The 24090-nt window shown below is 63.0% G+C and carries 14 protein-coding genes; 6 read left to right on the plus strand and 8 right to left on the minus strand.

Going from position 1 to position 24090, the window contains the following annotated elements:
- Position 1: 1 nt before the first annotated feature.
- From ACGFH6_RS07010 to ACGFH6_RS07020, 3 genes are read right to left on the minus strand one after another with little or no spacing between them, the layout of a single operon-like run.
- A complete protein-coding gene (locus ACGFH6_RS07010) occupies positions 2–814 on the minus strand; it encodes a carbohydrate ABC transporter permease (RefSeq protein ID WP_393381238.1) in 813 nt (270 codons plus the stop codon).
- Entirely contained in the window at positions 811–1743 is a 933-nt protein-coding gene (locus tag ACGFH6_RS07015; RefSeq protein WP_393381240.1) for a carbohydrate ABC transporter permease, read from the minus strand. Before ACGFH6_RS07015 ends, ACGFH6_RS07010 begins: the two co-directional genes overlap by 4 nt.
- On the minus strand, positions 1740–3080 hold the full coding sequence (locus tag ACGFH6_RS07020; protein WP_393381241.1) for an ABC transporter substrate-binding protein: 1341 nt from the start codon (positions 3078–3080) through the stop codon (positions 1740–1742). The genes ACGFH6_RS07015 and ACGFH6_RS07020 overlap by 4 nt, the downstream gene beginning before the upstream one ends.
- A gap of 123 nt (positions 3081–3203) precedes the next feature.
- Here ACGFH6_RS07020 and ACGFH6_RS07025 point away from each other — a divergent pair, with 123 nt between their 5' ends.
- From ACGFH6_RS07025 to ACGFH6_RS07035, 3 genes are all read left to right on the plus strand, one after another.
- On the plus strand, positions 3204–3920 hold the full coding sequence (locus ACGFH6_RS07025; protein WP_393381243.1) for a GntR family transcriptional regulator: 717 nt from the start codon (positions 3204–3206) through the stop codon (positions 3918–3920).
- A gap of 437 nt (positions 3921–4357) precedes the next feature.
- Positions 4358–6436 carry a UvrD-helicase domain-containing protein gene (locus ACGFH6_RS07030; protein WP_393381245.1) on the plus strand — a complete coding sequence of 693 codons (2079 nt, stop codon included), beginning with the start codon at positions 4358–4360 and terminating at the stop codon, positions 6434–6436.
- Positions 6437–6496: 60 nt separating this feature from the next.
- Positions 6497–6955 (plus strand): very short patch repair endonuclease, encoded by a 459-nt coding sequence (locus ACGFH6_RS07035; RefSeq protein WP_393383002.1) that lies wholly within the window; start codon positions 6497–6499, stop codon positions 6953–6955.
- Here ACGFH6_RS07035 and drmB read toward each other — a convergent pair.
- The 4 genes from drmB to ACGFH6_RS07055 form a co-directional block, all read right to left on the minus strand.
- Positions 6937–8691: a DrmB family protein gene (gene drmB / locus ACGFH6_RS07040; protein ID WP_393381247.1), complete on the minus strand. Its 1755-nt coding sequence runs from the start codon at positions 8689–8691 to the stop codon at positions 6937–6939. The two genes, ACGFH6_RS07035 and drmB, sit on opposite strands and share 19 nt — an antisense overlap.
- A gap of 74 nt (positions 8692–8765) precedes the next feature.
- Positions 8766–12011 carry a helicase-related protein gene (locus tag ACGFH6_RS07045; protein ID WP_393381248.1) on the minus strand — a complete coding sequence of 1082 codons (3246 nt, stop codon included), beginning with the start codon at positions 12009–12011 and terminating at the stop codon, positions 8766–8768.
- The gene (locus ACGFH6_RS07050; RefSeq protein ID WP_393381250.1) at positions 12011–13921 is read right to left on the minus strand and encodes a UvrD-helicase domain-containing protein; all 1911 of its coding nucleotides are present in this window, start codon (positions 13919–13921) and stop codon (positions 12011–12013) included. The genes ACGFH6_RS07045 and ACGFH6_RS07050 overlap by 1 nt, the downstream gene beginning before the upstream one ends.
- On the minus strand, positions 13918–18732 hold the full coding sequence (locus tag ACGFH6_RS07055) for a DEAD/DEAH box helicase (protein WP_393381252.1): 4815 nt from the start codon (positions 18730–18732) through the stop codon (positions 13918–13920). The genes ACGFH6_RS07050 and ACGFH6_RS07055 overlap by 4 nt, the downstream gene beginning before the upstream one ends.
- A gap of 281 nt (positions 18733–19013) precedes the next feature.
- Between ACGFH6_RS07055 and ACGFH6_RS07060 the strand changes: the two genes are divergently transcribed.
- Genes ACGFH6_RS07060 through ACGFH6_RS07070 form a run of 3 tightly spaced genes read left to right on the plus strand, consistent with a single transcriptional unit; the run spans position 19014 to position 22971 of the window.
- On the plus strand, positions 19014–21110 hold the full coding sequence (locus ACGFH6_RS07060) for a helix-turn-helix transcriptional regulator (protein WP_393381253.1): 2097 nt from the start codon (positions 19014–19016) through the stop codon (positions 21108–21110).
- Entirely contained in the window at positions 21107–22087 is a 981-nt protein-coding gene (locus ACGFH6_RS07065; RefSeq protein WP_393381255.1) for a hypothetical protein, read from the plus strand. Before ACGFH6_RS07060 ends, ACGFH6_RS07065 begins: the two co-directional genes overlap by 4 nt.
- Before the next feature lie 5 nt (positions 22088–22092).
- On the plus strand, positions 22093–22971 hold the full coding sequence (locus tag ACGFH6_RS07070) for a DUF6339 family protein (RefSeq protein ID WP_393381257.1): 879 nt from the start codon (positions 22093–22095) through the stop codon (positions 22969–22971).
- 33 nt (positions 22972–23004) lie between these two features.
- Here ACGFH6_RS07070 and ACGFH6_RS07075 read toward each other — a convergent pair whose 3' ends face one another.
- Positions 23005–24087 (minus strand): DNA cytosine methyltransferase, encoded by a 1083-nt coding sequence (locus ACGFH6_RS07075; RefSeq protein ID WP_393381259.1) that lies wholly within the window; start codon positions 24085–24087, stop codon positions 23005–23007.
- Positions 24088–24090: the final 3 nt, after the last annotated feature.

Genomic DNA, 24090 nt, shown 5'->3' on the forward strand with positions numbered 1-24090 from the left:
GTCACTCCTTGACCGCGCCGGCCATGACGCCGCTGATGAACTCACGCTGGAAGAACAGGTACAGAGCCACGACCGGCAACGAGACGATCAGGGAGCCGGCCGCCATCAGGTTCACCTGCAGGACATGCCGGCCCTGAAAGGCGCCCAGGGCAACGGTCGCGGTCTGCTTCTCGGGATCGCCGAGGAAGATCAGGGACAGGAAGAAGTCGTTCCAGGTCCACATGAAGGACAAGATGACCAAGGTCAGGACCGCGGGACGGGCCATCGGGACGAGGATGCGCCACAAGGTGCTCCACACGCCCGCGCCGTCGACGGCCGCCGAGTCCATCACCGAGCGAGGCAGCGCTCTGAAGGTGGCCCGCATCCAGTAGGTCCCGAACGGAACCCCCATCCCGAGCTGGATGATGACCAGTCCCAGCCAGGAGTTGGTCAGGCCGACGCGCTGGAACTCGTAGTACAGCGGGATCACGATCACCTCGGTCGAGACCATCATCCCCAGCAGAACGACCGGGAACAGGAACCGCTCGCCGACCACCCCGAGGACGCCGAACGCGTAGCCGGAAAGGATCGCGAGCAGGGTCTGTCCGACGACAGCGGACACCGTGATGACGAGGGACGCGTACATGGAGTGCGCGAGGTTCCCGTCCCGCCAGGCCGCGCTGAAGTTGCCCAACGAGATCCTGGACAGGTCGAGTGCACCCGACGTGTTGGGGCTGACGGAGGTCAGCACGAACCAGGCGACGGGGAAGAGCACCGCGACTGTCAGCACGATGACGATCACGTAGTTCGAGAGACGCTCGTACCTGGAGATCATCGGTCTTTGTTCTCCATCATCCGCGTGATGCCGACCGCGATCCCGAGGCACAGAAGAGCGAGTACGACGCCAGTGGCGGACGCCTTGCCCACATCGGGATTGACGAACGCCAACTGGTACAGGAGCAACGCCGGGGTGGTCGTCGCGTCCCCGGGGCCGCCCTGGGTGGTGATGTAGACCATGTCGAAGGTCCGCAGTGCACCGGTAATGGTCAGGGTCAATGCGATGGCCATTTGTCCGCGCAGGCTGGGGAGCGTGATGAGCCAGAACTCCTGCCACCGTGTCGATCCGTCCAACCGTGCTGCCTCGTAGAGCTCGTCCGGAATGGCGAGGATGCCGGCCAGGAACAGCACCATGGTGAATCCGAAGCCACCCCAGACCCCGATCATGCCGAGCGACGGAAGGGCCCAGGTGAAATCGCCCAGCCAGTTGCGGGTGAGTTGCCCTAGGCCGACCCAGCGCAACACAGTGTTCAGCGGGCCGTCGGGCGCGTAGATGCGCTTCCAGATGATCGCCACGACGACACTCGTCAACACCTGCGGGAGAAAGAGGAACCAGCGGTAGATGCCCTCGCCGCGGATCTTCGCCCGGCTGAGCAGGGCGGCACTGATCAGCCCGAGGCCGAGCGGGATCAGACCGAACATGACGATGAGCACCAGTACGTGCCCGAAGGCGGCGTACATCCGCGGGTCACGTCCGAACTCCAGGTAGTTCTGCAGTCCCATCCAGGTCGGCTCGCTGACTCCGTCCCACTTGTAGAAGGAGTAGTTCACCGTCTGGATCAACGGCACGAGGACGATCGCGCCGTACAGCAGGAGGGCGGGGGACAGGAAGAGCAGCCCGATCCAGCGCCGCTTGCGGGTCTGTCTCGAGACGGCTCGCGTCCTTGGCCTGGCCCGGACGCTCAGACGCGAAGTCTGAACAGTCATCGGGCGGCCTGGAACTTGTCGTAGTCGGCCTGAACCGCCTTCACCAGTGCGTCGGGTGTACTCCGGCCGGCCAGCAACTGCTGGACCTGTCCACCAAGGGTGTCCAGCATCGAGGGTGTGGCCCAGTCGAAGTACGGGACGTAGCCGTTGTCCTTGTCCAGCGACCGCTGACCGGTGATCTCCGTACCGAACTCGGGGTTGTCCGCCGGCGCCTTGACGTCGTTCAGGAGCGGCAGGAAGCCGTTCTCGACGACGTACTGCGCGGTCTGTGGGCCGGCGAGGAAGTCGAGGAACGACGCGGCGACATCCGGGTTCTTGCACTTCGAACCGAGCGCGACGGCGGTGGACGCGCCCGTACCGACGACCTTCCCACCCGTGACCTGCGGGAGCTGCACGTAGCCGTACTCCTGCTTCTGGGCGCTCTGGAAGGCCAACGTTCCCGTGTACTCGAAGCGGAACGCAGACTTTCCCTTGAGGAAGGCATCGCCGGCGTCGGCGAACTGGATGCCGGCATGGTTCGGCGTCAGCCAGCCCTTGTCCTGGTACGACTTCAGCCGCTCCGCCGCGTCCTTCAGACCGATCTCGTCGGCCTTCACCGACCCGGTCGAGTAGACGAAGTCGTTGATCTTCTTCTGGTCGCCGAACAGGTCCTGCAGGGCCAGCAGGATCGCCGTCGACGACCCCTTGTCCTGGGACCCGTAGCCGATCGGCACAACGCCCGCGGCCTTGGCCTTCGTACAGGCATCCTCGAACGACGCGAGGTCGGTGGGCACCGTGGCACCCACGCGCTCCAGGACCGCCTTGTTGTAGTAGAGGCCGATCAGCGACGAACTGGCGACCGGCGTGGCGAACAACGATCCCGAGCCCATCTCAGTGCCGTCAGTTGTGAACTGGGTCTGACGCAGGATCGTGCTCGGAAATCTGTCCCAGCCGAACGACTTCGAGTAGCCGTCCAGGTTGAGGACGAGCCCGGCCTTGGACAGCGTGCCCAGGGACTGCCACCCGTTGTTGACCGTGATGATGTCCGGCGGGTTCTTCTCCTTCAACCGCAGGTTGGCCGTCTGGGTCAGCTGACCCCAGTCGACGGAGGTGCGCTTGATCGTCACGTTCGGGTACTTCTGCTGGTATGCCTTCACCGCGTTGGCCACCCACTTGGCGGAGTCACCGCCCCAGAAGTCCAGCATCGACAGCGTCACCGTGCCGGCCTTGGCGACATCGATCGACTTGGCGGGTGTGGTCGGGGCGCTGCTCGCCTTGGTGCCCTGCGGCGCGCAACCAGCCAGCGTGAACAGGCCGAGTGCGGCTCCCGACTTCAACACCGTTCGCCTGGTGACCATCGTGACTCCTTCGTCCGTTCCCGTGACTTCCGGCCACCCTACGACTCCGAAACCAGTTATGCCAGTCCCAACCAGTTGCTGAATGTGAGCGGACATAGGCGTAAAACTGGTATAGTGACGGCCGTGACAGCAGCAGAGCCCGCGGTCGAACGGGTCAAGAAGCGGATCCAAGAGGGGATCGTGCGCGGGCGCTACCCGAGCGGCAGCCGGCTGCCGAGCGAACGGCAGTTCGCGATCGAGACCGGCCTCAGCCGCATGACCGTCCGGGCCGGCTTCCAAGCCGCCTCCGACGAGGGCCTGATCGTGCCGTCACCCCAACGAGGCTGGTACGTACGCGATCTCGTACTCCGTGAGCCCCCGAGCCGGCTCCAGTCCTTCACGGAGATGGCTCACGAACTGGGCTTCCGCCCCAGCTCGCAGATCCTCGACCACCGCGAACGCCCAGCCACCCTCGACGAGGCCCACCGTCTCCACCTGGCCCCCACCGCCCCCGTCGTATCGATCCGCCGCCTCCGCGGCATGGACGGCCGCCCCGTCACCGTCGAGGACCTCGTCATCCCGGTAGCCATCGCCCCCTGGCTACCCACCGCCGACCTGACCAACGCATCCCTCTACGAACTCTTCTCCACCCACGGCATCGAGTTCTCCTACTCCCGCTACACAGTCCAGGCCCAAAACGCCGACGCCCCCCTCGCCCAACTCCTCAACCTCCCCACCAACGGCGCCATCCTGGTAGCCACCGAAATCGCCTACGCGCAAGACACCACCACCCCCCTCCTCTCAGGCACCAACCACTACAGAGGCGACGCCTACCAATTCACCGCCGACCTAACCCGCTAGCGCGAATACAGGTGGGCTGACTTCCGAGGGGAGTGCGTTCGTCGAGCATCTTCAGTGCGACCGCCGGTTAGAGCCAGGCCAGTCGCACTTCAAGCCGCCGTTCACCCCGATCGCGAGCACCGTCTTGCCACGGTTCCTGGCGAACCACCAGGCGATGATCTCCTCGGTTGCGCATCCCGTGGTGGACCTGAAGTCCATGCTCTCAAGCACAATCCGACGGACGTTCAGTCCCGTTGACCTAAGCTGATCAAGTCCCCACCCCACTCCCAGCGCGATGCGGCTAATCCTTCCAACAGAGGAATCTGCTCGGTCTCAGCCTGAGTTCTGGCTCGGTGACCGGGTGCACTCTCCGCCGACGCGCAAGGCGTACAGCGATGAGTGCGAGACCGGTAGGTTGGCCGTACGCGAACATTCGAGGCGGAGGAGCGAGAGTACAGATGCCGAGGCTGGGGATCGACAGGGAGTTTCTCCGTGATTTCGCTCGGCTGGAACGACGAGTTCAGGATCGGATCACCGATGTCTTTACGAAGTTCGAGGCAGCAACGCATGCGGGCGTCCATCTGGAGAAGATTGCAAACGTCAGAGACGACCGCTTCAGGTCAATTCGAATCGACCAGTCATACCGGGGCATTGTGCTGGCTCCCGATCAGGGTGACACGTACACGCTGCTGAAGGTGCTACCTCACGACGACGCATACGCCTGGGCGCAGCGCCGACGTGCCTCGGTGAACGGCGTGACTGGGCGGATTGAGATCCGAGATGTCGAAGCCATCGACAAGACGCTCCCACAGCTCAAGGAAGCGGCAGGCCATGTGGGCCTCCGTCTGTTCGCGCACATCAAGAGCGGTGACCTGCTCAAACTCGGTGTGGATCAGGAAATCCGCGAGTTTGCGAGTGTGCTGACTGATGTCGCACAGCTCGAGGCGGCCCGTACCTTCCTCCCTCAGCATCAGTGGGAGGCGCTGTACGGACTGGCTGCGGGACTGACGCCCGAAGAAGTCTGGAGTGAACTCGGTCCACCGCCGGAGCCGGATGCGATCGATCCCGATGACGTCATCGCGGCGGTCGAGCGGACATCGGAACGGGTGCTCTTGGTCGACGGGGCCGAGGAGTTGCTTGCGGTACTCCGTCGACCGCTTGAGTTCTGGAGGGTGTATCTCCATCCATCGCAGCGTCGTCTCGTGACCGCGTCTTACAGCGGTCCCGCTCGGGTCACGGGTGGTCCCGGGACGGGCAAGACAGTGGTTGCGTTGCATCGAGCACGCGAGCTGGCTCGCCGGGGCGCTGGGCGGGTGCTTGTCACGACCTTTACGTCGACGCTGGCGACGACACTGCAGGCAACTCTGGATCTTCTGGTGGACGATCTGCAGGTTAGGGATCGGATCACTGTCCAGCATGTCGATCAGCTCGCACATCACGTCGTGCGCAGAAAGCTGGGGGCGCCGCGGATGCTGTCATCACGTGACGAGTTGCGGCGTTGGCAAGCGATCGGAAGGGAACTGCGATTGCCACTCTCCGCGACTTTCCTCTCAGAGGAGTGGCGGCAGGTGATCCTGGCCCAGCAGCTCGGAGACCTGGAGGAGTATCTGGCCGCGAGGCGGGTCGGCCGTGGTCGGCCACTCAGTCGCCGGCAGCGAGCTGGCGTCTGGGAGGCGGTCCTGAGGTTCCAGCGGGGTTTGCTGGCGGCCGGTATGTGGACACACGAAACTGTCCGGGCCGAAGCCGCGGCACAGCTGGCTGCTGGGGATCCGCTGTTCAGACACGTGATCGTCGACGAGGCACAAGATCTCAGTCCGGATCAGTGGCGACTGCTCCGTGCTGCGGTCGGAGTCGCACCGGATGACATCTTCATCGCAGGCGACAGTCACCAGCGCATCTATCAGCACCGCATCAGCCTCAAGGACGTCTCTGTGTACGTCTCCGGCAGATCGGCTCGCCTGACCATCAACTACCGCACCACCGCTGAGATTCTCGCCTGGAGCCTGCGAATTTTGAGTGATCAGTCAATCGACGACATGGATGGCGGCATGGATTCGGTCGCCGGTTATCGTTGTGAGACGCATGGGGAGAGTCCGGAGCTTGTAGGGTTCGGCGATCGTACGGCGGAGCGTCGCGCTCTGGTCGACAAGTTGCGACACTGGCTGGAGGCGGGGGTGAGGCCGAGCGAGATCGGGATCGCTGCGCGATCGAACGCCGTGGCCGACGATGTGACCGCCGAGTTGCGGAACGCCGACATCAAGGCCTATTCGCTTATGAACCCCGGTCCGAGACCTTCCGGCGTTGCGGTGGGCACGATGCATCGAATGAAGGGCCTCGAGTTTCGATGCGTTGCGGCCATCGGAGTGTCAGACAGTCAGGTTCCTCCGGCATCAGCGATCACGCCGGCAGACGACGACCATGCGACTCACCTACAGGACTTGCAGCGCGAGCGCTGTCTCTTGTTCGTGGCCTGCACACGCGCCCGTGAGCGACTGTATGTGTCGTGGCATGGAGCTCCGAGCTCGTTCATCGTCTGATGACCAACAAGAACGGCGAGGGCGTCGACGCCGTCTGAGACAATGCCGGATGTGGATCCGATGGAGACAACGCCGAGCGTCCGCTCGCGGATGAGTCGACAGAAGGCCCGAGACACGCAGGTCGAGATAGAGCTGCGCCGTGCCCTGCATAGCGCAGGATTGCGGTATCGGGTCCACCGTCGGCCGTTGAGCAACGTTCGACGTGAGGCTGACATCGTATTCGGGCCGGCGCGAGTCGCTGTCTTCGTCGACGGGTGTTTCTGGCATGGATGCCCGGAGCACGCGACCTGGCCGAAGAACAACGCGTCGTTTTGGCGGACCAAGATCGAAGGCAACCGTCGCAGGGATGCGAATACAGACAGTCGACTGACGGAAGCCGGTTGGGCCAGTATTCGCATCTGGGAGCACGACGACGTGGCAGCAGCCGCGGAACGCATCCGTGCGGTCGTCGAACAGCGTCGGCCAGGGCCGAACAGCGACAACGTTGATCAGCCGGCAGATCAGTACGAGGAGAAATAGGCCGGTACCACTCCGAGCGGATCTCCGATCAACAGCGCTCGATCCAAGAAGGAGTTGCCGACTTCACAACTTGTCTCGGGCAGGAGAACGCAGGCATGGCAAGCAGCAAGGTTCAGGTTGTCGGATCCACTACCCTCGGATTCCATGCAGAGAGGGTCGTTGGAGCACCAGCTCGCGCGCTCTAAGGCGGAGCGGAGCGATCTTGCCAGACGAGCGATCTCGCCCTGGGCGACGACGCCGCCGAGGCTACCCGCCGAATCGCTGGTCGCCGTGTAGATGAGGACCCCCGCCATCTCTGTGTCAGCGTACAGACGCTCACGCAGAGCCGAGGCAGGATATCCTCCGTCCAGGCTCCACTCGTTGATGAGCAGGTGCGCGAGGGTATGGAGCAATACCAACCGCGGAGACACCGGGGACTCGGGGGCATGCCGTCCGGCTGCCCGTTCGCCGAGCAAATCGAGATGGCTTGTTCGGATGGCCTCGCTACGAGCGAGCACAGTCGGGAGGGTCTCCCAGGCCTCAAGTCGCTCCTCGTCGAGGCATAGGAACACCCCTTCGCCGCTCACCTCCATTGCAGGCAGCCAGTCGATGTCGGGCACCAGCGACAACGGCGCACAACGCTCCTCGGAGTCTGCCTCCGTTGGAATTGCGCCGCGGGAGAAACCTGCGAGTGCACGCACTTCACGGAGCCGCTTGACCAGCATGCTCGTCTGAATGCCCATTTTTTGGACGCGGGAAGAGTCGCCTTCGGGTCGCTCGCAGACGAACGACTGCCACTCCGGACCGTACGTTGCTCGGTGGCCCTGGACGAGTCGCCTGTACTCCTCCTGCCGCAGCGAACCCGCTGAAATCTGCCCGCTATCGGTGGATTCTCCGGCTTCGTGATTCTCCACGTCGAGCGATTGCACCACCTGAACGACATCAGAAAGTTCCGCATCCAGGCTGGCAAGCAGACCTGGCCGGCGGCTGAAAAACCAGCGGAGGTTCTCTTCGGAGGCGCCGAAAAGGCGATGCCTCTCGATCAGGCTGTGTATGCCTTCACCCCACGGTGGAATCGACAGGGCACTTCGCATGATTGGATGCCAGGTGGAGGAGGAACCGCGCTGCATCGTTCTCGGTCGGGCAGCGCACGCTTGTGGCGGCGCGTAACGCAACCAGGGCCGGTGACCGCCGCACAAGATGCCGAGCTCCATCAGAGACTTGCCGCGAAACGCTCCCTCCATCGATACAGGGAGAACGCCGCAGCTACAGCTGATGATGACTGATCGTAGCGAGGCACTGTCCGCACTGGTGTGGATGGACAATGTGCCGTCGCAGAGACCACCAGAGTGTTGATTGTCCCGGTGAATCCACTTCCAGTAGGGGAAGTCCTCGATGTGTCCGTTGTCGCAGCCCAGCACGAAGCGCGATGGCACAAGGTCCTCCTGGCAGTCAGAGCACCTTGCCGTTCCGGCGGGAGAGTTGAATCGATGGAACGACTGCAGAACCTCACATTCCGGACAGGAGTAGTAATCGGGAAAGCGGATACCCCGGACGCCGTCGAGACCGCGATCTGGATCCGGCGCAGGCGGGAGCCGAAACGAGGTCACGCCGAGCAGATTGGCCAGGCGCCGCTCGAAGATTTCGGGCGCTGTTGTCACGTCCCAGGAGTCGAGCCCGCCTACGATGAAGGATTCGTTGTCTATCGCGATCATGGCGCCGACGCCGTAGGTCGTAATGAGTTGTGATCGCCGCACGGCGCCCAGCTTGCGTGGCCCATGCAGCTGCGGCCCACTGACGTTCCGACGGCGCCTGGGTTGCGGGCGAGGTGTCATGACCGCTCCTGACGATTGTGTTCGAGAAAGAGTGCCGACTCGGCATCGACATCGCGGAGGCTCCACAACGTAGACCAACCCGCGCCGTCGTCATGCACGTCGTCGGTGCCGTCGAAGCTGCTCAACAGTGCCGCACGGCGACCCAACCGCGGTGATTCGAAGACGAGGTCCGGGTGCTCTTGTGCGGTCAGTCTCCAGGACGCCAGGAAGTTGTCGAACTCTTCGGTGGTGGTTTCCAGCTCTCCGGGGTCGATTGCCTCGACTCGAGCCAGGAATCGCGGTCGCACTATCGAGTTGACCTCATCCGCGAACTCCTCGATGTGCGCAGCACTCGAGTTGGCGGATGCGGCCGGAATCATCAAGCGCGTCAATGCGACGATCACTGCATGCAGTCCGCGATCTCGTGCCCGAGTCGAGAACGGCGTCACGCTCGTCGACTCGACGTCTCGATACAGCGCCGAGTGGAAAGCGGGGAAATTCTCGTAGTGAGAGCGATCGCGAGACCGAGTCGAGTTCAGCATGACTGCGATCAGCCCAGGGTGTCGCCGGCCGACGCGACTGGATGCCTGGATGTACTCCGCAGTCGTTTGAGGCTGCCCCATGATTGCCATGAGACCGAGTCGATCGATGTCCACGCCCACCGAGATCATGTTCGTGGCGAGCAGAACGTCCAGAGTGTCCCGGTGCGGGAGCGCAAGGTCGAGCTGCTTGAGGTGCCGAGGGATGTCGCTGGAGTTGGCTCGGCTGCTGAGTTCGACCAGCGACGATGCCTCGCGAGGTCTCGCAAGATCCCGTCGAGCGGCGAGCATCTCCAAACGATCTTGCACGTCATCGCGCACCTGGAGTTCGGCTGCAGAGAGGAGGCGGAGACTATTGAAGTATCCGACCAAGGTCCAGTAAGCGTCCGTCACGGATGCTGGAGTGTCGGCGTTGGCCACGGCGTCAAGGAGGTTTGCGTACGTGCGCACCAAGAGAGTTGCCTGGCTGGTGCTGGGCGTCAACAAGCCGATGTACCGACGAGATGCTTTGTCTGCCCTGGCTGTCTCCACCGCGAACCACGAATCCCGGGAGTCGAGTCCAGCTGGCGGGAACTGTGCAACCTTTCGGTCGAATAGTCCTTTGACTTGATGCGATGCCCGACGAATCGTCGCCGTGGAGGCGATGACCTTCGGCCGATCCGCGAGTATGTCTATCGCTGTCTCGTAAAGTCCCGTCAGCGTTCCCAGCGGGCCAGAGATCAAGTGAAGCTCGTCTTGGACGATCAGTTCAGGCGGCCGGACTATATCGGCCAGATCGCGGTTGAACAGCGCCCCTGTTTCCGGACGCCAAGGCATGGAAGCGAACTTGTCGACGGTGGCTACGACAAGAGTGGGGTGCGCATCGTAGACCGCCTCGTCGACGAGATGCACCGGCAGCCCCGAGCCGTTCCGGAACTCGCAGTCGGCACCTGGGCATCGCACAAGCATGCGACGCGAATCGAGTCGGACCTCATAGTCCTGCGGTTGGAGCGGGGCTCCGCACCAGGGACACGCTTGAAGCTGGACGGGATTCTCCTTGGTCAACGACTTGCCCGGATTGTTGGCCAGTTCGGCGAGGCGCTCTTCGGCGCGTTCGAGGCGGTTGGGTGTCGCTGAGGCTCCAACCCACATTCCGATCGAGATTGGTTTCTCTCCCAGGCGAGCGTGATGCCTGGCTCGCAGACTTTCCATGGCGCAAATCAGCGCGGCCGCGCGTTCGAACTGCTGGAGGGTGAGCAATCGAAGCGTGTATCGCATGAGGACGGTGACCCCGGCCCCGTTGACCTTGTCACGCAAACGTCGAAGAAAGACCGTAAATGCGATGAGCCCGAGGTATGCTTCGGTCTTTCCTCCGCCGGTCGGGAACCACAACAAATCGGCTATGTCTCGATCGTCGTGGCTCGAGTCGACAATCCCTTCCAGGCAGAGTAGGACGAATGCAATCTGAAAGGGGCGCCAGCGTGCGCTGTCGAGGTCCGGCGTACCACTGCGCCCGTTCTTGATCCACGCTGTACGGCCGCGCTGTTGTGCCATCGCTTGATTTGCCAGGCGGAAGGCTTCAAAGATCTCTGGTTGACGCTCGTCTGCGAGAAGGCGAACGCCGCGTCCCATCCTGGCATGAGCGGCTCTGCAAAGCCGGACTTGCTGTTCCGCGGCCGGAGCGTGCACTGAACCGGCGAGTTCGGACAACTCACTGGTCTTCGCGATGATCCACTCGTCGTAGCTGTCGAGAAGATGCCGTAGGCCTTCCACGACCGTGGCGCGCTCTGAATGTCCCAGGCGAACCATGCCAAGTGCCTCGTCGTCGATATCGGGATTCGAGTCGGTGAGGAGCACTTCGTGGGTTGGGATGAACTCAGTGCGGACGGCCGATACTGTCGGTCTGGTAGGGATCGCGGTGTGGATTGCCGGTGCCTCCCATGCCCAGTGCACCGAGCATCCGTGTCCGGTGGCGAAGCGCGGAGCGTGGCGGTGGATGAGCCTGCTCAGTGCCTCATCGTCGTCCACTGCGTCCAAGTCGGAAGCGCGGTCGACGAAGGGCTCGGTGCCTGGCAGACCGGATACCAGGACTTCGGGCTGAAAGAAGCAGTAGGCATCTTGTAGGTCGAACTCGTTGGCGCGCAGCACGTTCACCAGGGTGACCGTGATCGTCGCTATCTCGTTGTGAGCCGGTCGGACCAGTACCCGCAGCTCAAGCCCTGGGTGGATCAGTCGCGGTTGCTGAACGCCGGCGGCAGTCACGTCGATGGCGAGGTTCTCGAACTCGATCGGAGATCGCCGCCACCTCTCGCGCTGCTGTCCGACAGTGCGAGCTTCGCTTCGACGCGGCTCGATGGGATGGCCGTTTTCATCTTCGGGGACGTAGACAGCCCCGCGGACCGACGCCAACAAGGTCGAAGCCAAGCGGGTGTCGATTGCAAAGGTGAGTCCGATGGAAGACGGCTTGCGCTGGTTTGCGAACGAGACGCCGAGATCGGCTGTACCCTGCTCCGAATCGTCGCGGCTGACGACATCCGGAGGGGCATCGACAGTCTCATCTGTCTCAGCGGTGCGCTCGCGTCCATCGGCCGACTGGGGAAACAGAACGCCGATTGGATATGCGGTGACCGGGGCGTCACTGACCAAAACCTCATCCGGACCGTCGAACGGACCGAGCAAATCCTGTCGCAGCGCGGTTCGCAGGTCCCTGCGGAGCGCGTAGTGCGATCCATGCGGTGACGTCATCAGTGATCCTCGGGTTTCCTCGATGAGGCGTTGTCGGGCCAGACCAACCGGCCCAGTCCTGACAACCGCGGAGCCAGCCAGACTCCGGAGTCGCCCATGTGGAGTTGCTCCGTGACGCCGGGATGTCCGACGACGGTCTCTAGGCAGTCGATGCGAAGACCGGTGACACGGTCAGGCCAATCCCGGATCTCAAAGGTCGGGCCGCGCTTGAGGACTCTCCAGAGATCTGCCCTGAATCGGACCGATGTATCGCCGATCTGTTGAGTGCCGTGAAAGATCCCGTACTCAGGCGCCTCGACGTCCGACATCGGGAGATCGTGGAGCTTGCGGACCTCGATCTCGTCTCCTGAACGAACGCTGGTCAGAAGATACCGTTGGACTTCTGCCGCGTCCGCAATCTCCCTGCTGTAGGCCGGGCGTACGTGGGAGACATCGCGTTCGGTGGATTCCAAGGCGCTGCGCATCCATCTCTCCCGGCCGCTGCCGTACCATCTATCCACAGGTCGCCAGAGGTGATCGCCTCTGCGCAGAAACCATGGCCTTCGTCTCGACATTCGGTACATGTCACATCTGGCTCGCGTCATCGCGACATACAGCAAGCGCGCTTCGGCGGTGGGGTCCGAATCCGGCCCTGGTGGTCGCAGCTCCCCCGGATCGATGACGACGACGCGATCGAACTCGAGCCCTTTGGCCCTGTGCGCGGAGGAGAGGATCAGCTTGTGTTGTGGTGGCGCGCAAAGCTCATCGGGCACCCGGCCGTCAGCGACCGCCTCCCGAAGGGATAGGAGACTCAATTGATTGCGAGGCGCAGCGGCGACACGGCGCAACGCGCGCCACGTCCGGCTCACGTCTGCTCCGATCGGTGTCATCAGATTCGAGGTGATCTCGCCGAACCGATCCTCCGAGATGTCGGCTGCGCCTGTTGCGAGGAACAACTCGGCGATCCACGCAGGGGCAGGCCGTTCTCTGGTCGACCGTTGGATCCGGTGAGGCACGTTGTGAGAGTTCAACGCTTCGGATAGATCCAGGACTTGGCCGTTCTCTCGACAGAGCATTGCTGTGGTGCCATCGAACGAACGCAATGAGTCCACAGCGAATCGGTCGTCGAGGCTACCGAAGTCGGGTACCGAGAGAAGCGTAGAGCGCAGCTCAGCGTATATGGCGCCACCCTCACGATCGGCACCGATTCGATCACTCGGTAGACGCTGCAGTCGGTGCCCGTACGGCAACGCCAGACGCGCCTCTGGCGTCTTCGCCCGGAAGTTCTCTGACAGGACAATCTCGATGAGATCATCAGGAAACGAGCGTCGGACCCAGTCGAAGAATCGGTTGGTCTCTTGCAGGCGAGCCTCCGCATCGCGCATCTGGAACCCGTAGATCGACTGCGCCATGTCTCCGACGACGGTGAATCCGCAGCCGTCGGAGAACCGGTCCAGCAGCGCCTCCACCATCTCCCGTCGAACGCCGACGAGATCCTGCACCTCGTCGATGACGATGTGGGAAGGGACACCGGCCTCCAGCTGCTCTACTAGTCCGCCTTCGATCGCCTGGGTGGCCAGGTCGATTCTTCCGTCGAAGCTGATGCCCAGGAGGTCATCGCGTGGCGTCCCCGTCTGTCGCAGTAGTGCCGCTGCCCAGCCATCGAAGGTCTGCGCGCGAACAAGACGAGCGCGAGTGGCCAAATGATCAACTCGCTCCCGCAGTTCACGGACTGCTGCTCTGGAGAAGCTCAACACCAACACCTCGACGGCATTGAGTCCCTCTTGACTCGTGAGGTACTCCAAGCGGTGTGTGAGCGTGGTGGTCTTGCCCGCTCCCGCCCCTGCGGTGACCAGGGTCCGCGCATCCCAGGGCTGTTTCACAACTGACAATTGTTGTGCCGTCAAGTCGACGGGGTGGTCCGTCGTCACAGAGCACTCCCGTCCCAGAGATGCTCGAATTCGTTGAACGCCAGCTCCTTGTGGAAGTTCGTGATGTTGTCACGGACGTCGAGAATCAGGCAGCTGTCCTTTCCGCCGTTTCGCAGACCACGAAGCCCACGCCCGACCATCTGCTGATAGATGTTGGCGCTGAACACCGGGCGGGCGATGACGACGGCGCGCGTCGCGGGGGCATCGAAGCCCTGCGAGAGCACCCCATAGTTGGTGATGACCCGGATGCTGCCGTCGCGGAAGGCATTGACGCGTTGGCGACGTTCGGCGGCAGGAGTTGCCGAGTCGATTGCGGCCGCGCGGATGCCGCGATCGCCCAACTTGGCGGCGAGGAACTTCGCGTGCTGGACGGATGTGGCGAAGACGAGGACAGGCCAATCGCTCGGGAGAGCAGATATCTCCTCGATGAGGAGGTGATTGCGCTTCTCGTTCTCCGCCAAGCGTTGTTCGGCTCCCTTCGGGAGGAACCCGTTGAACTCGGCAACAGTTGCCAGCTCGTCCGTGGAGAGCTGCATCTCGGCCCCTACCAGTTCCCTGTGCTCGACCTGCGAGAGCACGCCGAGCTGTTGCAAGCTCGGAATGGGCTCGCCTGCAAAGATCCCATCGTCGAGTCGGCGGTCGCCAAACCGTTGAACCAGACGTCGAGTCAGGTCCACATCGTTGCGATACGGGGTCGCTGTCAGTCCGATGAGATGGCAGCGAGACTCGCGATGAGTGAGTCCGAGATGCTCCAGTATCATCGTGTATGTCGGCGAGATCGCGACATGTGCCTCGTCGACGAGTACGAGGCTCGCATCGCGCAGCCATCGGTACTCCTCGGTCGCCAAGCAGACTCGAAGCTTCGCATCGGTGGCGACCACGAGATGCGGTCGGCTGCTCACCGGCGTGGCCGAGTTGGAGTGCCACAAGCGATCAATCACCAGCGGCTGCTTCGGTCCCACTTTCTCCCAAACGAACTTCCATGATTGCACGGCTTGCTCGCACAGCTCGTTCGTCTGTGCGATCCAAACGATGGGTCCCGTAGGTACTCCAGACTCCCGGATCCACCGGATGACTCCCTCTGAGGCGACCCTTGTCTTGCCGGCACCGGTGGGCAGACTCAACATCGCCCGCTGAGGAGTATTCTGTCGAAGCAATGCGGTCAGCCTTGTGGAGATCAGCTCTTGATAGTCGTGGAGCCCAGGGAACTCAGTTGGTCCCTCGGCCTCCAACCGCATCGGCAGCGAAGGGATCGACGCACCGGCGAAGGTGTCGGGAAATCCCAGGGAAGCCACGAATCCGAGGGCCGAGGATCCCCCGTCGAATCGAGAAGGCGCCTTGGGGAACAACGCCGCGATGTCCTTGCTGTGTACGCGAAGAATGCTGTCGTCATGGGCGTTGTAGGCCATCTCGGCCAGTCGGCGTCCATCGGGCTCGTGGCCCGTCTCGGCGATCTCGCTGTCCACCAGACCGTCCGGCAGACCATTCCTCAGGTCTTCGGCGTCGATCAATAATGCGATCTTCTCGATCACGCTGTCGCTTGCACGGATGGAGCGAACGCGTGCTTGCATGACTTGGTCCTGCTCTTGTCGAAGCTGTGCATCGATCAGCCGCCGGCAGCCGTCCGGTCCCAGGAGCCAGCCGAACTCCTGATCTGCGAGCGCCAGTGTCTCGTCGTGAGAAGCGCCATCTACAACGAGGAGCGTGCTCTCCTGCCTGACCGCGCGGAGTGTGGCCGTCCGGGTGCCATCCGCCGTACGGACCACTTCCTCCAGTTCACTACAGTGCTGCAGTTGGAGGCCGGCAACCCGTGTGCCGAAGAGTTGCCGCAGTGGTGGATATTCGTCGGTGAGCAATACCCCTGGGCCGCTCGCGACGTACCGCACCCGCCGCTCGACGACCTCGGCGACGCGGCGCATGCCCCACTCCCGAATCATGTACTCGGCTTGCTCGATGTCCTCCGCTGCAGAGACCAGGAGCGCCGGGTGCCGTTCGCGGATCAACTCGGCGTACTGATCCTGCGTGAAAGCAACTGCGATGTCGCTGTCCGGTCGTTGTTCCCACCCATCGCCAACCCGGCATCGAACGTCGACCTCAGCATTGACGACGTCCGGCGCGACGCGAATCAAGAGCGCATAGGTCCGACCTACGAATGTGTCGTCCGTACTGGTCTTGGCCATCTCCAGCAGGTTCGACCAGCGCTCTGGACCAACCTGCTCCGCACGGTCGGGCAAGCCCAGACGACGTGCTTTGATGGCACTGATCTCGGCAACCGGCAGAACAGCTGCGTAATCTGCAAGTTGTGGGCCGACAGCGTCGACTGTCGGGGTCAAGCCTTTTGAGGTCTTGACTGTTCCATGGCCTCGCAACAGCCACCTGATGGGTGACTCGACCGCCGTGCGAGTGTTGACGGATCGACCGATCTGACGAGTCCAGTTCTCGACCAAGCCGTCCTCTGGCATCGTGGCGAGAAAGGCCGCCTTGCCTTCATCGGACAAGTCGATGAAGAGGTGCAGGGGCCCGGCGGTTGGCGATCCTTCCAATCTGACCGTGTGAAGTTGTACCCGAGAAGCCGTGCTTTCCAGCTCCCCGCAGTAGGTGTCATAGGCGTCCCGGTGGTAATCCGCGAACCAGTCGTCTTCCTCCGGGCGGTACCCCGTGGTTGGCCGGTCCGTCATCCCCAGCTCCCGGAGAACCGACAGATCGTCGGTATGGAAGGCGATGTCGACGGTGAGCCGCGCATCTCGCGAGCCGTCGCTCGGGACGACCGGGCCTGGCAGCAGACAATGCTTCATGGGTCTGAAGACGCCCGCCATCGTCTTCACACGGATGGTCATCGCCGGATCCGAAACCTTGCTTCGAATGACCGAGGTCTGACTCGTCCCACCTGCGACCCGTACGAGTTCCCAGAAGCGGCTCCATGAGTCGTCGGTGTATCCCTTGAAACCCTGATCGAGCACGCTGTGGAAGCGGCCTTGATTGTCCGCATCGCGAATCGCGAGTCGATCCAGATGCCGAAGCATGGTCGGGTCGCCGGCGATCTGTTGGTCGACATACGTCAGATCGTCCCTCAGCCCATCTTCCGCCGTCCGTCGGAAGACACGACCTGGGACCGCTGCCACGAGGCCGTGCTCCTCGGTGAGAACGATGCGCGCCATTCGAGCCTCATCCGCCAGGGCTTGATGGGCGGCGTCGACCGGCGCGAGCTCGTGATCAAGGAGATGTGACAGAACTCGGATCGCTGCAGCTGACGCCGCGGGAGACTCATCCTCGACCAGCGCCTCGAGCCAGGCTCGAATCGATTCAGGCTCACGGTGAGACGCCGCCTCGAGAATATGGTGCATCTTGCCTCGGCGAATCGGTTGCGAATCGACGGAATGGTGGACCCAGTCGCGCGGGCGCTCCGGATAGGCCCTCCAGAGCGAGAGGACCGCTGAGCCTAGCCGTTCAGGGTGAATCCGCAACTTGGTCGGCATACACAGTCGACCGTCTTGATCCGGCAATGAAGGACTGCAAGCGGCGCGCTTCCAGACCTCTTCGGTGAGGTAGGCGCACGCCCAATTCGGAGACTCCTTCGAGCGGCCAGGAAGCAGCGGCAGGTAGGCCGCCGGATCCTCCGGCACCACCAGCTCCGGAAGGGAATCGACGATCAGAGCGGCTGCGACATCGAGAAGCTCGGAGTTCAGGCTGCTGCTGTCGAGGAGGTTCTGGCGATCTTCATTCGTCTTCCAGGCTGCGTTGAGCGCGCCGCTCAACGTGGTCGAGTACTTTGTCGGGAAGAAAGACCAGAAGACGCCGCGCTCGTTGGGCACCTGAAACACGACTCGGCCGGATTCGCTTCGGACCAGGTGGTACTCCGGCACCGCCCAGGAGACATCGATGGTGCCGCGCGCGTGCAGTTCTCCGGCGAGTACGCGCGATGCGTCAGAGACTTGATGGGCACGTACGAAAACTCGATGCTGTTCGGTGATCGCTTTGGCCCCGCTGCGCGATTCATGGATCGTGTGATTGACACCGTCGTGGGTCAGAGTGATCTCGCGGCGCACTGTCGGCATGACCCTGCGATCGTCCAGAAGCACCGTCCCGACGTGGTTCGAGAAGAGCTGGAACAGGTGAGGGAACTCGCGGACGGTGCGGTCGTGTCGGCCTGGCGATTGGTGAATGTCGCAACTGAGAGCAGCTGCGCATCCGGGAAGCAACGGGAGTCGTACGACCGTCGTCGCCCACTGCAGCAGATCATCGAGAATCGGATCGGCGGCACGCTCCGACTGTTCGTCGAGAGGTCGCGCCAATCGGAGGACCGGTACCTCGTCCAGTCGTTCGAACGGCGGCTCACCTCTCGTGAGACCTCCGTGGTTGACCGCGTGCAGGATCTCGGTCGTCGACCAGTCGGCGTCGAACCCGAAGGCGCCTGACCGGCTGAAGAACTGCGGCGCACGCGTCACCGAGAGGACCGACTTCACGCCGACGCCGAATCGTCCGATCTGACCACCGCGTTTCTTCGAGACCCCCATCCGAAGAATCGTCTCCGCGCCATCGGCAGTGATCGGAGCCCCCTCGTTTGCGCAGTACAGGTTGTCCGCGGTGAGAATCGCGTGGATGCGGCCGCCGTGATCGGCCGGAGCGACCAGCTCGTCGGCGGCGTTCTGAATCAGTTCGAACAGTTGACGGTCGCCGTAGCCGCCTTGGTGAATGCGACGCTCTCCGTTCGCGTCTTCCTCTACGCGCCGCGGGCTAACGGCGTAGGTCGCGAGCGCGTCAAGCGTCAACGCCCGCACGCGTTCGAGGACCGGACCGTCCGCGGCCGTCACAGCCAAACCTCTGCCGCCGGGCATGCCGACAGTGAGCCACTCATGATGTTCCCCCCAGCTCTGAGCAGTCGCGAACGATGAGCATGGCTCGCAACCGACGCATGTACAACCGTTCGGCGACTACTTTTCGTTACAGGATTCGGCAAGATTCCTGGAGAAACCTTGCCCGGATCCTGCGAAGACGACTTCCGAACGTAGTGGTGTCTACGCTAATTTGACGCAACGGAGGTTGTCAATCATAATTTGATGAGGGCAATCACGGCCGTGATCGAGGGGTGGCGATGGGCGACAAGCAAGCCGAGGCGTTCGGGCCGTGGCTGGGTCGGCAGCTACGGCGTGCCGGGATGACTCAGGCGGATCTCGCGGTTCAGTTGGACCTGACGAGAGCGGCCGTCTCGGCATGGATCACCGGGCGCGCAGAACCTCGCGAGGAGACCAAGCGCGCGATTGCCGAGGCTCTGGGGACCGATCCGGCATCGATCTACAACCGCACGGAAGATGTCGTGATGGGCCTGCCGAGACACTGGCGCCACCGTCCCGCCCATTTGGATGGAGGGCGGGAATACGGCAACGCAGCGGCCTTCGCATTCGACGCCGACTTGTCTGTCTTGGCAAGAGAGGCGACACAGAACTCTCTGGACGAGTGCCATGACCTGTCCCAGCCGGTGAGTGTCCGCTACACCCTGCACTCCCTCAGCGGTGAGTCGCTCAGCTCCTTCCTCGCCGCGCTGAACTGGCAGGATTTGCTCAGGCACTACGAGAGTGCCGCAGCAACGGATCAGAAGGTGTCCCGAAGTCTTCGTGTCGCGCTCGACGAGCTCTCCGAGAGTGGAACACTTGTCCTTCTCAGGATCGACGACTATAACGCCGCCGGCCTCACGGGTCCCGAATACGGTGATGGGCGCTTCGCTGCCGTCGTGCGCCGTCAGCTCGACAGCCACAAGCAGCCCGGTGCCCGGGCCGGCGGCTCCTACGGCCTGGGAAAGGCGACGCTCTGGGGCACGAGCCGCTTCGGCCTCGTGATGATCAATTCGACGCTCTCGCTTCCGCATGAAGGGCGAACACACCGCCGGGTCATCGGCCGTGTGGACCTTCCATGGCATGAGATCGGCGGGGAAGCCTTCGCGGGGCCTGGATGGTTCGGTGAGCCCGACACCGAGCCGGGCCATGAGAACGTGTCACGCTCTTGGTGGGCCGACGAGCAGACGGTGCGCGATCTTCGTTTGGAGCGACCGTATGACGCACCCGGCACCTCATTCCTGATCGTCGGCGCGCATGACGCTTCGGGTGATGCGGAGACCCTGCAGGAGATGCATGACAAGCTAGTGCGCGCGCTTGCCGATGGATTCTGGGCGGCGATGGTGTCAGGCCGCGCCGCACATCCGATGCTCGAGGCCCGAGTCATGACGCTGCGGAACGGCCAGGTGTTCATACCTGAGGAGCGCGTCGACCCGCATGCGCACCACCCGGTCCTGAGTCGTGCGCTACAGGCGTACCTCGACGGGAACACAGTCGCGGAGCTCAGATCGAGCGATCAAGTAGCGCAGATCGAGGTTCCGCTCGTCGTCCCCTCCTTGAGGAACGTCATCAAGGCGGGGGAGGAACCCACGAAACATTCCGCAGTGCTCTTGCTGACTCCGACGGCGGAGGGCGCGGAGGGTGTCAATCGCGTCGTCTGTATGCGGGGTACGCGGATGACTGTCAACGAACTGCGGCCGCGCGATTTACCGTTGGGCGCGATATCGTTTCAGGCGGTCCTTTTGGCGGGATTCGCCACTGGACGAACGGACCCCGATGTGGCAGTGGCTGAGCGCTTCTTGCGGGCATCCGAACCGCCTGATCATGACAGATGGGATCGAACAGAGGAACTCACATCGTCGTACGAGCGGGGAGCACTCAGCCGACTTCGCGAGTTCCGATCCGAGATCGATCGCGCAGTTCGACAGCTCGTTGGTCGGCGCGAGGTCGAGTCACATGGCGGTCCCGCCGTTCTTCGTGAGCTGTTGCGACTCAGCGGTGCATCGGCGGGCGGCCGGCGGGCACAAAGTGTCGCCACGGTCCACAATGTCAGCGCGCATGTCGAGGACACAGGTGGCTGGCAGGTCAGGGTCGACCTGAGGTTGCCAGTTGCTGATGACCCTTGGCTGTTGACGCCGGTTGCGAAGTTCGACGTCAGGTCCGGCGGCCGACCGATGGTCGCCTGGAAATCGCTCGCCGCATCCCAGAATTGCACAGTGGAGAACGAGAATCTCGTGATTGCCGCGGGCGTGCGTGCTGCGACATTCGTCGGAATCACCGACCCCTCGACGCATCCGGTGCAGGGCGGGCTCGCTCGCTTGGTCATCGAGGTTCAGAAGACCCGGGGGGGCCTGGGATGAAGCCTGTGTTTCCGTATCCGACCCTGTTCGGAGATCTGGCGCTCGACGTCGTCTCGGTAACGGTCGACGGCGCGGAGCTCCCGTTTACCAAGATCTCGAGGGCCGAACGGACGGTCGCCCTCCACCAGACCGGTCGCGCGGACTGGGACACCGCTTCACTCCGCCTGAAGGCCTTCCTTCCGGAGGCAGAGTTCGTCGATGGACCGTGGAGCGACATCGTCTGCTTGGCTGTGCTCACGGAGAAGGCGACCAACGCGCGTACGACGGCCCGTCTCACTCGCGAAGCCGACGGAAGCTGGTCAGGCGCCGTCGACCTTGACCACTCACGGCATCTGACCCGGGCAAACCTGTCGCTCAACATCTCGGCGACCGTGGATGGCATCGACGGACGCTTGATCGGGCAGACCACCGAGACCTGGTTCATTGACTTGAAGGCGATGGTTCCCGTGCGTCAACGCGAGCTGGAGATCGTCCAGATCGACTTCCTCCAAGGGCCACATGAGTGGCTCCGCCCTTTTAAGGACTCCGCCTGGATCGTGGACACGACCAGTGAGATCCCGACGGTATATCTCAACACTCGTGCTGTCGAAGGTCTGGTGGACCTGCTCAATCGCACGGGCGGAACGCCCGTCGAGAAGGTTCTGAGAGACATCACAGCGAGTCAGATCGCGCAGGATGCCTGGACTGCAATGTTCCACGCAGCAGTGGCGGATCTTGATGTCGATGAGGATGGGACGCCGCGTATGCCGGCAGGATGGCGTGGTCGGGTCCTCCAGATGATGTTGCCCGACGTCATGCCCGGTTATCCACCGCACGATGCGCTGTACGAGATCAGTGAGCGCCGCGCGAAGGGATTCGGCTGGTCTGAGCTACAGACATCGGTTCAATATGCGGCAGGCAAGCGAAGCCAGGCTGTGAAGAAGCTGACGGTTGCCGTTCGTTCCGTTGTCCGCACCGAAGAGGGTCAAGGTCGATGAATCGGATGAAGTCTTCCGAGGTCCCGAGCACGTTGGGTCTGCTCCCGGATGCGATCGTGACGAAATACCTGAGCCGCGGAATACAGTCAGGAGAGCAGAGCTCCCCGCGCGTCGCCCTTCTCAACTCGGCCACCATGCTTTCCGATGTTGACACTCGGTGGCGCGCCGAGCCGGTGCGCGATCTTTTCGTCGAAGCCATGCGACGGTTCGACGGGAGGAGGGTGAGAGCGGACGAGTGGCTCGCGCCGCGGCTTCACGCGACCCTGCGGATGTCGAGGGCCGAAGCTGCGGACAGCCGCCGTTGGAACTACCTCGCGATGGTCGTGTGTCCGGACTACGTGATCTGGCGACATGGCGGCGCCGAGTTGGCGGCTTCCAGTCGGTTCTGCGGCCCGCACTACACGCAGGCGTTCGCCAGACTGTGGTGGGCTGCCGAATTGTTTCGGAACGCCTCGGATTATGGCACGGCGGAGATTGCCTGTCGCGTGCCGGACGTCCTGAATACGACGATGCGTCTGGACGTCATCGATCATCGTCCGACGGCGTTGGCCATGCTCGCGGTGCTCGAGCAACTCGCGCTGCAGGACGTGTCCCGTCTCGGAGACCGGATCAACGCTCTGTCGTCCGCGGTCAACGCTGCGGGGAGCACCTTGGTGTATGACGCGCTGGCTCCGGAAGACTTCGTCGACACGGCTGCCCTTCAGGATTGGATCAGCGACGCTGCGGACATGCCGCCCGTCCCATGGGATCGTCTACCCGACGGGCCCGATGACGGAAGCGTTGGCAAAGATGCGATCGCCGCGCTCGTTCCGCTGTTCGAGCAGCTTCTGGCTGAAGCGCCGGTGCGCGATAGGCCACGACACTCGGCTCCGACCGAAGCCTGATGCCAGGCCGCGATCGGAATATGCATCCGAGGCTCAAATAGCCCGTGCCAAAGGCGCTTCAACCGCCGACCGCCAGTGCGCACGAACCGCCTCGTCCAGCGCTGCCTCGTCGATCTCTCGATCGAGCGCTGCGGCCAAGACGTGTGCAGCGAGTCGCGGGGGGATCGCATTGCCGATCTGTTGGGATATGTCGTTACCAGACCAGGGATAGTCGGGAGGGAACGTCTGCAGACGGCCGGCCTCCTGCACGGTGAATCTGCCTGATTCTCCGGTCTCGGTCATGACACGGTTTCGTGAGATTTTGCCTGTGACAGTCGCTGCGGGCTCATCAGATCGACGCCTGCCTCGCGCCCTCGGATCGCCACCGGTGCCATAGTTGGATATCACTACGAACGGGCTATTTCGTCCGAGAGCATCGCCGATGGTCTGCCACGGTCGTAATTGGGGACTGCCTTCCGTGCGCGCGATTCCTTTCCGATACCGACGATGCGTCGGCTTGGGGAGCTCCGGTTTGTGGTCCAGTCGCGCGATGAGAATCGCCCTGCGACGCGTCTGGGGCACCCCGAATTCCTCTGTGTGCAGAATGCCGCAGGCAGTTTTATATCCCACGGTCTTCAGGGCATCGGCGACGGCAACCCAAACCGGCAGAACCGCTGGGACCTGCTCGAGGACGATCGCTTCGTACGCAGTCCCTCGGTCGGCCGCCTCGAGCGCCCAACGAAGAGGTTCCAGAACCAGGCCGGTGCGCTCATCGTCCAGTTCGGCGACGCGATGGGTGACCTCGTGACCATCTGCCATGCGGCGCACAAGCTCCAGCACTCGATCGAGAGCTCGACGCCCTGCGCCTGATCCCGCCACTGTGTATGTCTGACATGGAGGACCGCCTGTCAGCAATGACGCCGTAGGGAAGTCCTTCGGGCCGTACTCACGAACGTCAGCCCACGTCGTAGCCAAGTCCGCAGCCTCGCGCGTTGCACACGCATTTGCATCCCACTCGATCCCGTGAGCGGTGACACCCAGCCACCGAGCGGCCACATCCAGACCACCGGGGCCGGCAAACAGGTCCACCATCTGTGGCTCGGCGATGGAGAAGAGCTCCGGCTGGACATGCGTCATGGC

The sequence above is a fragment of the Kribbella sp. NPDC049227 genome (assembly GCF_043197265.1).
Taxonomy (GTDB): Bacteria; Actinomycetota; Actinomycetes; order Propionibacteriales; family Kribbellaceae; genus Kribbella.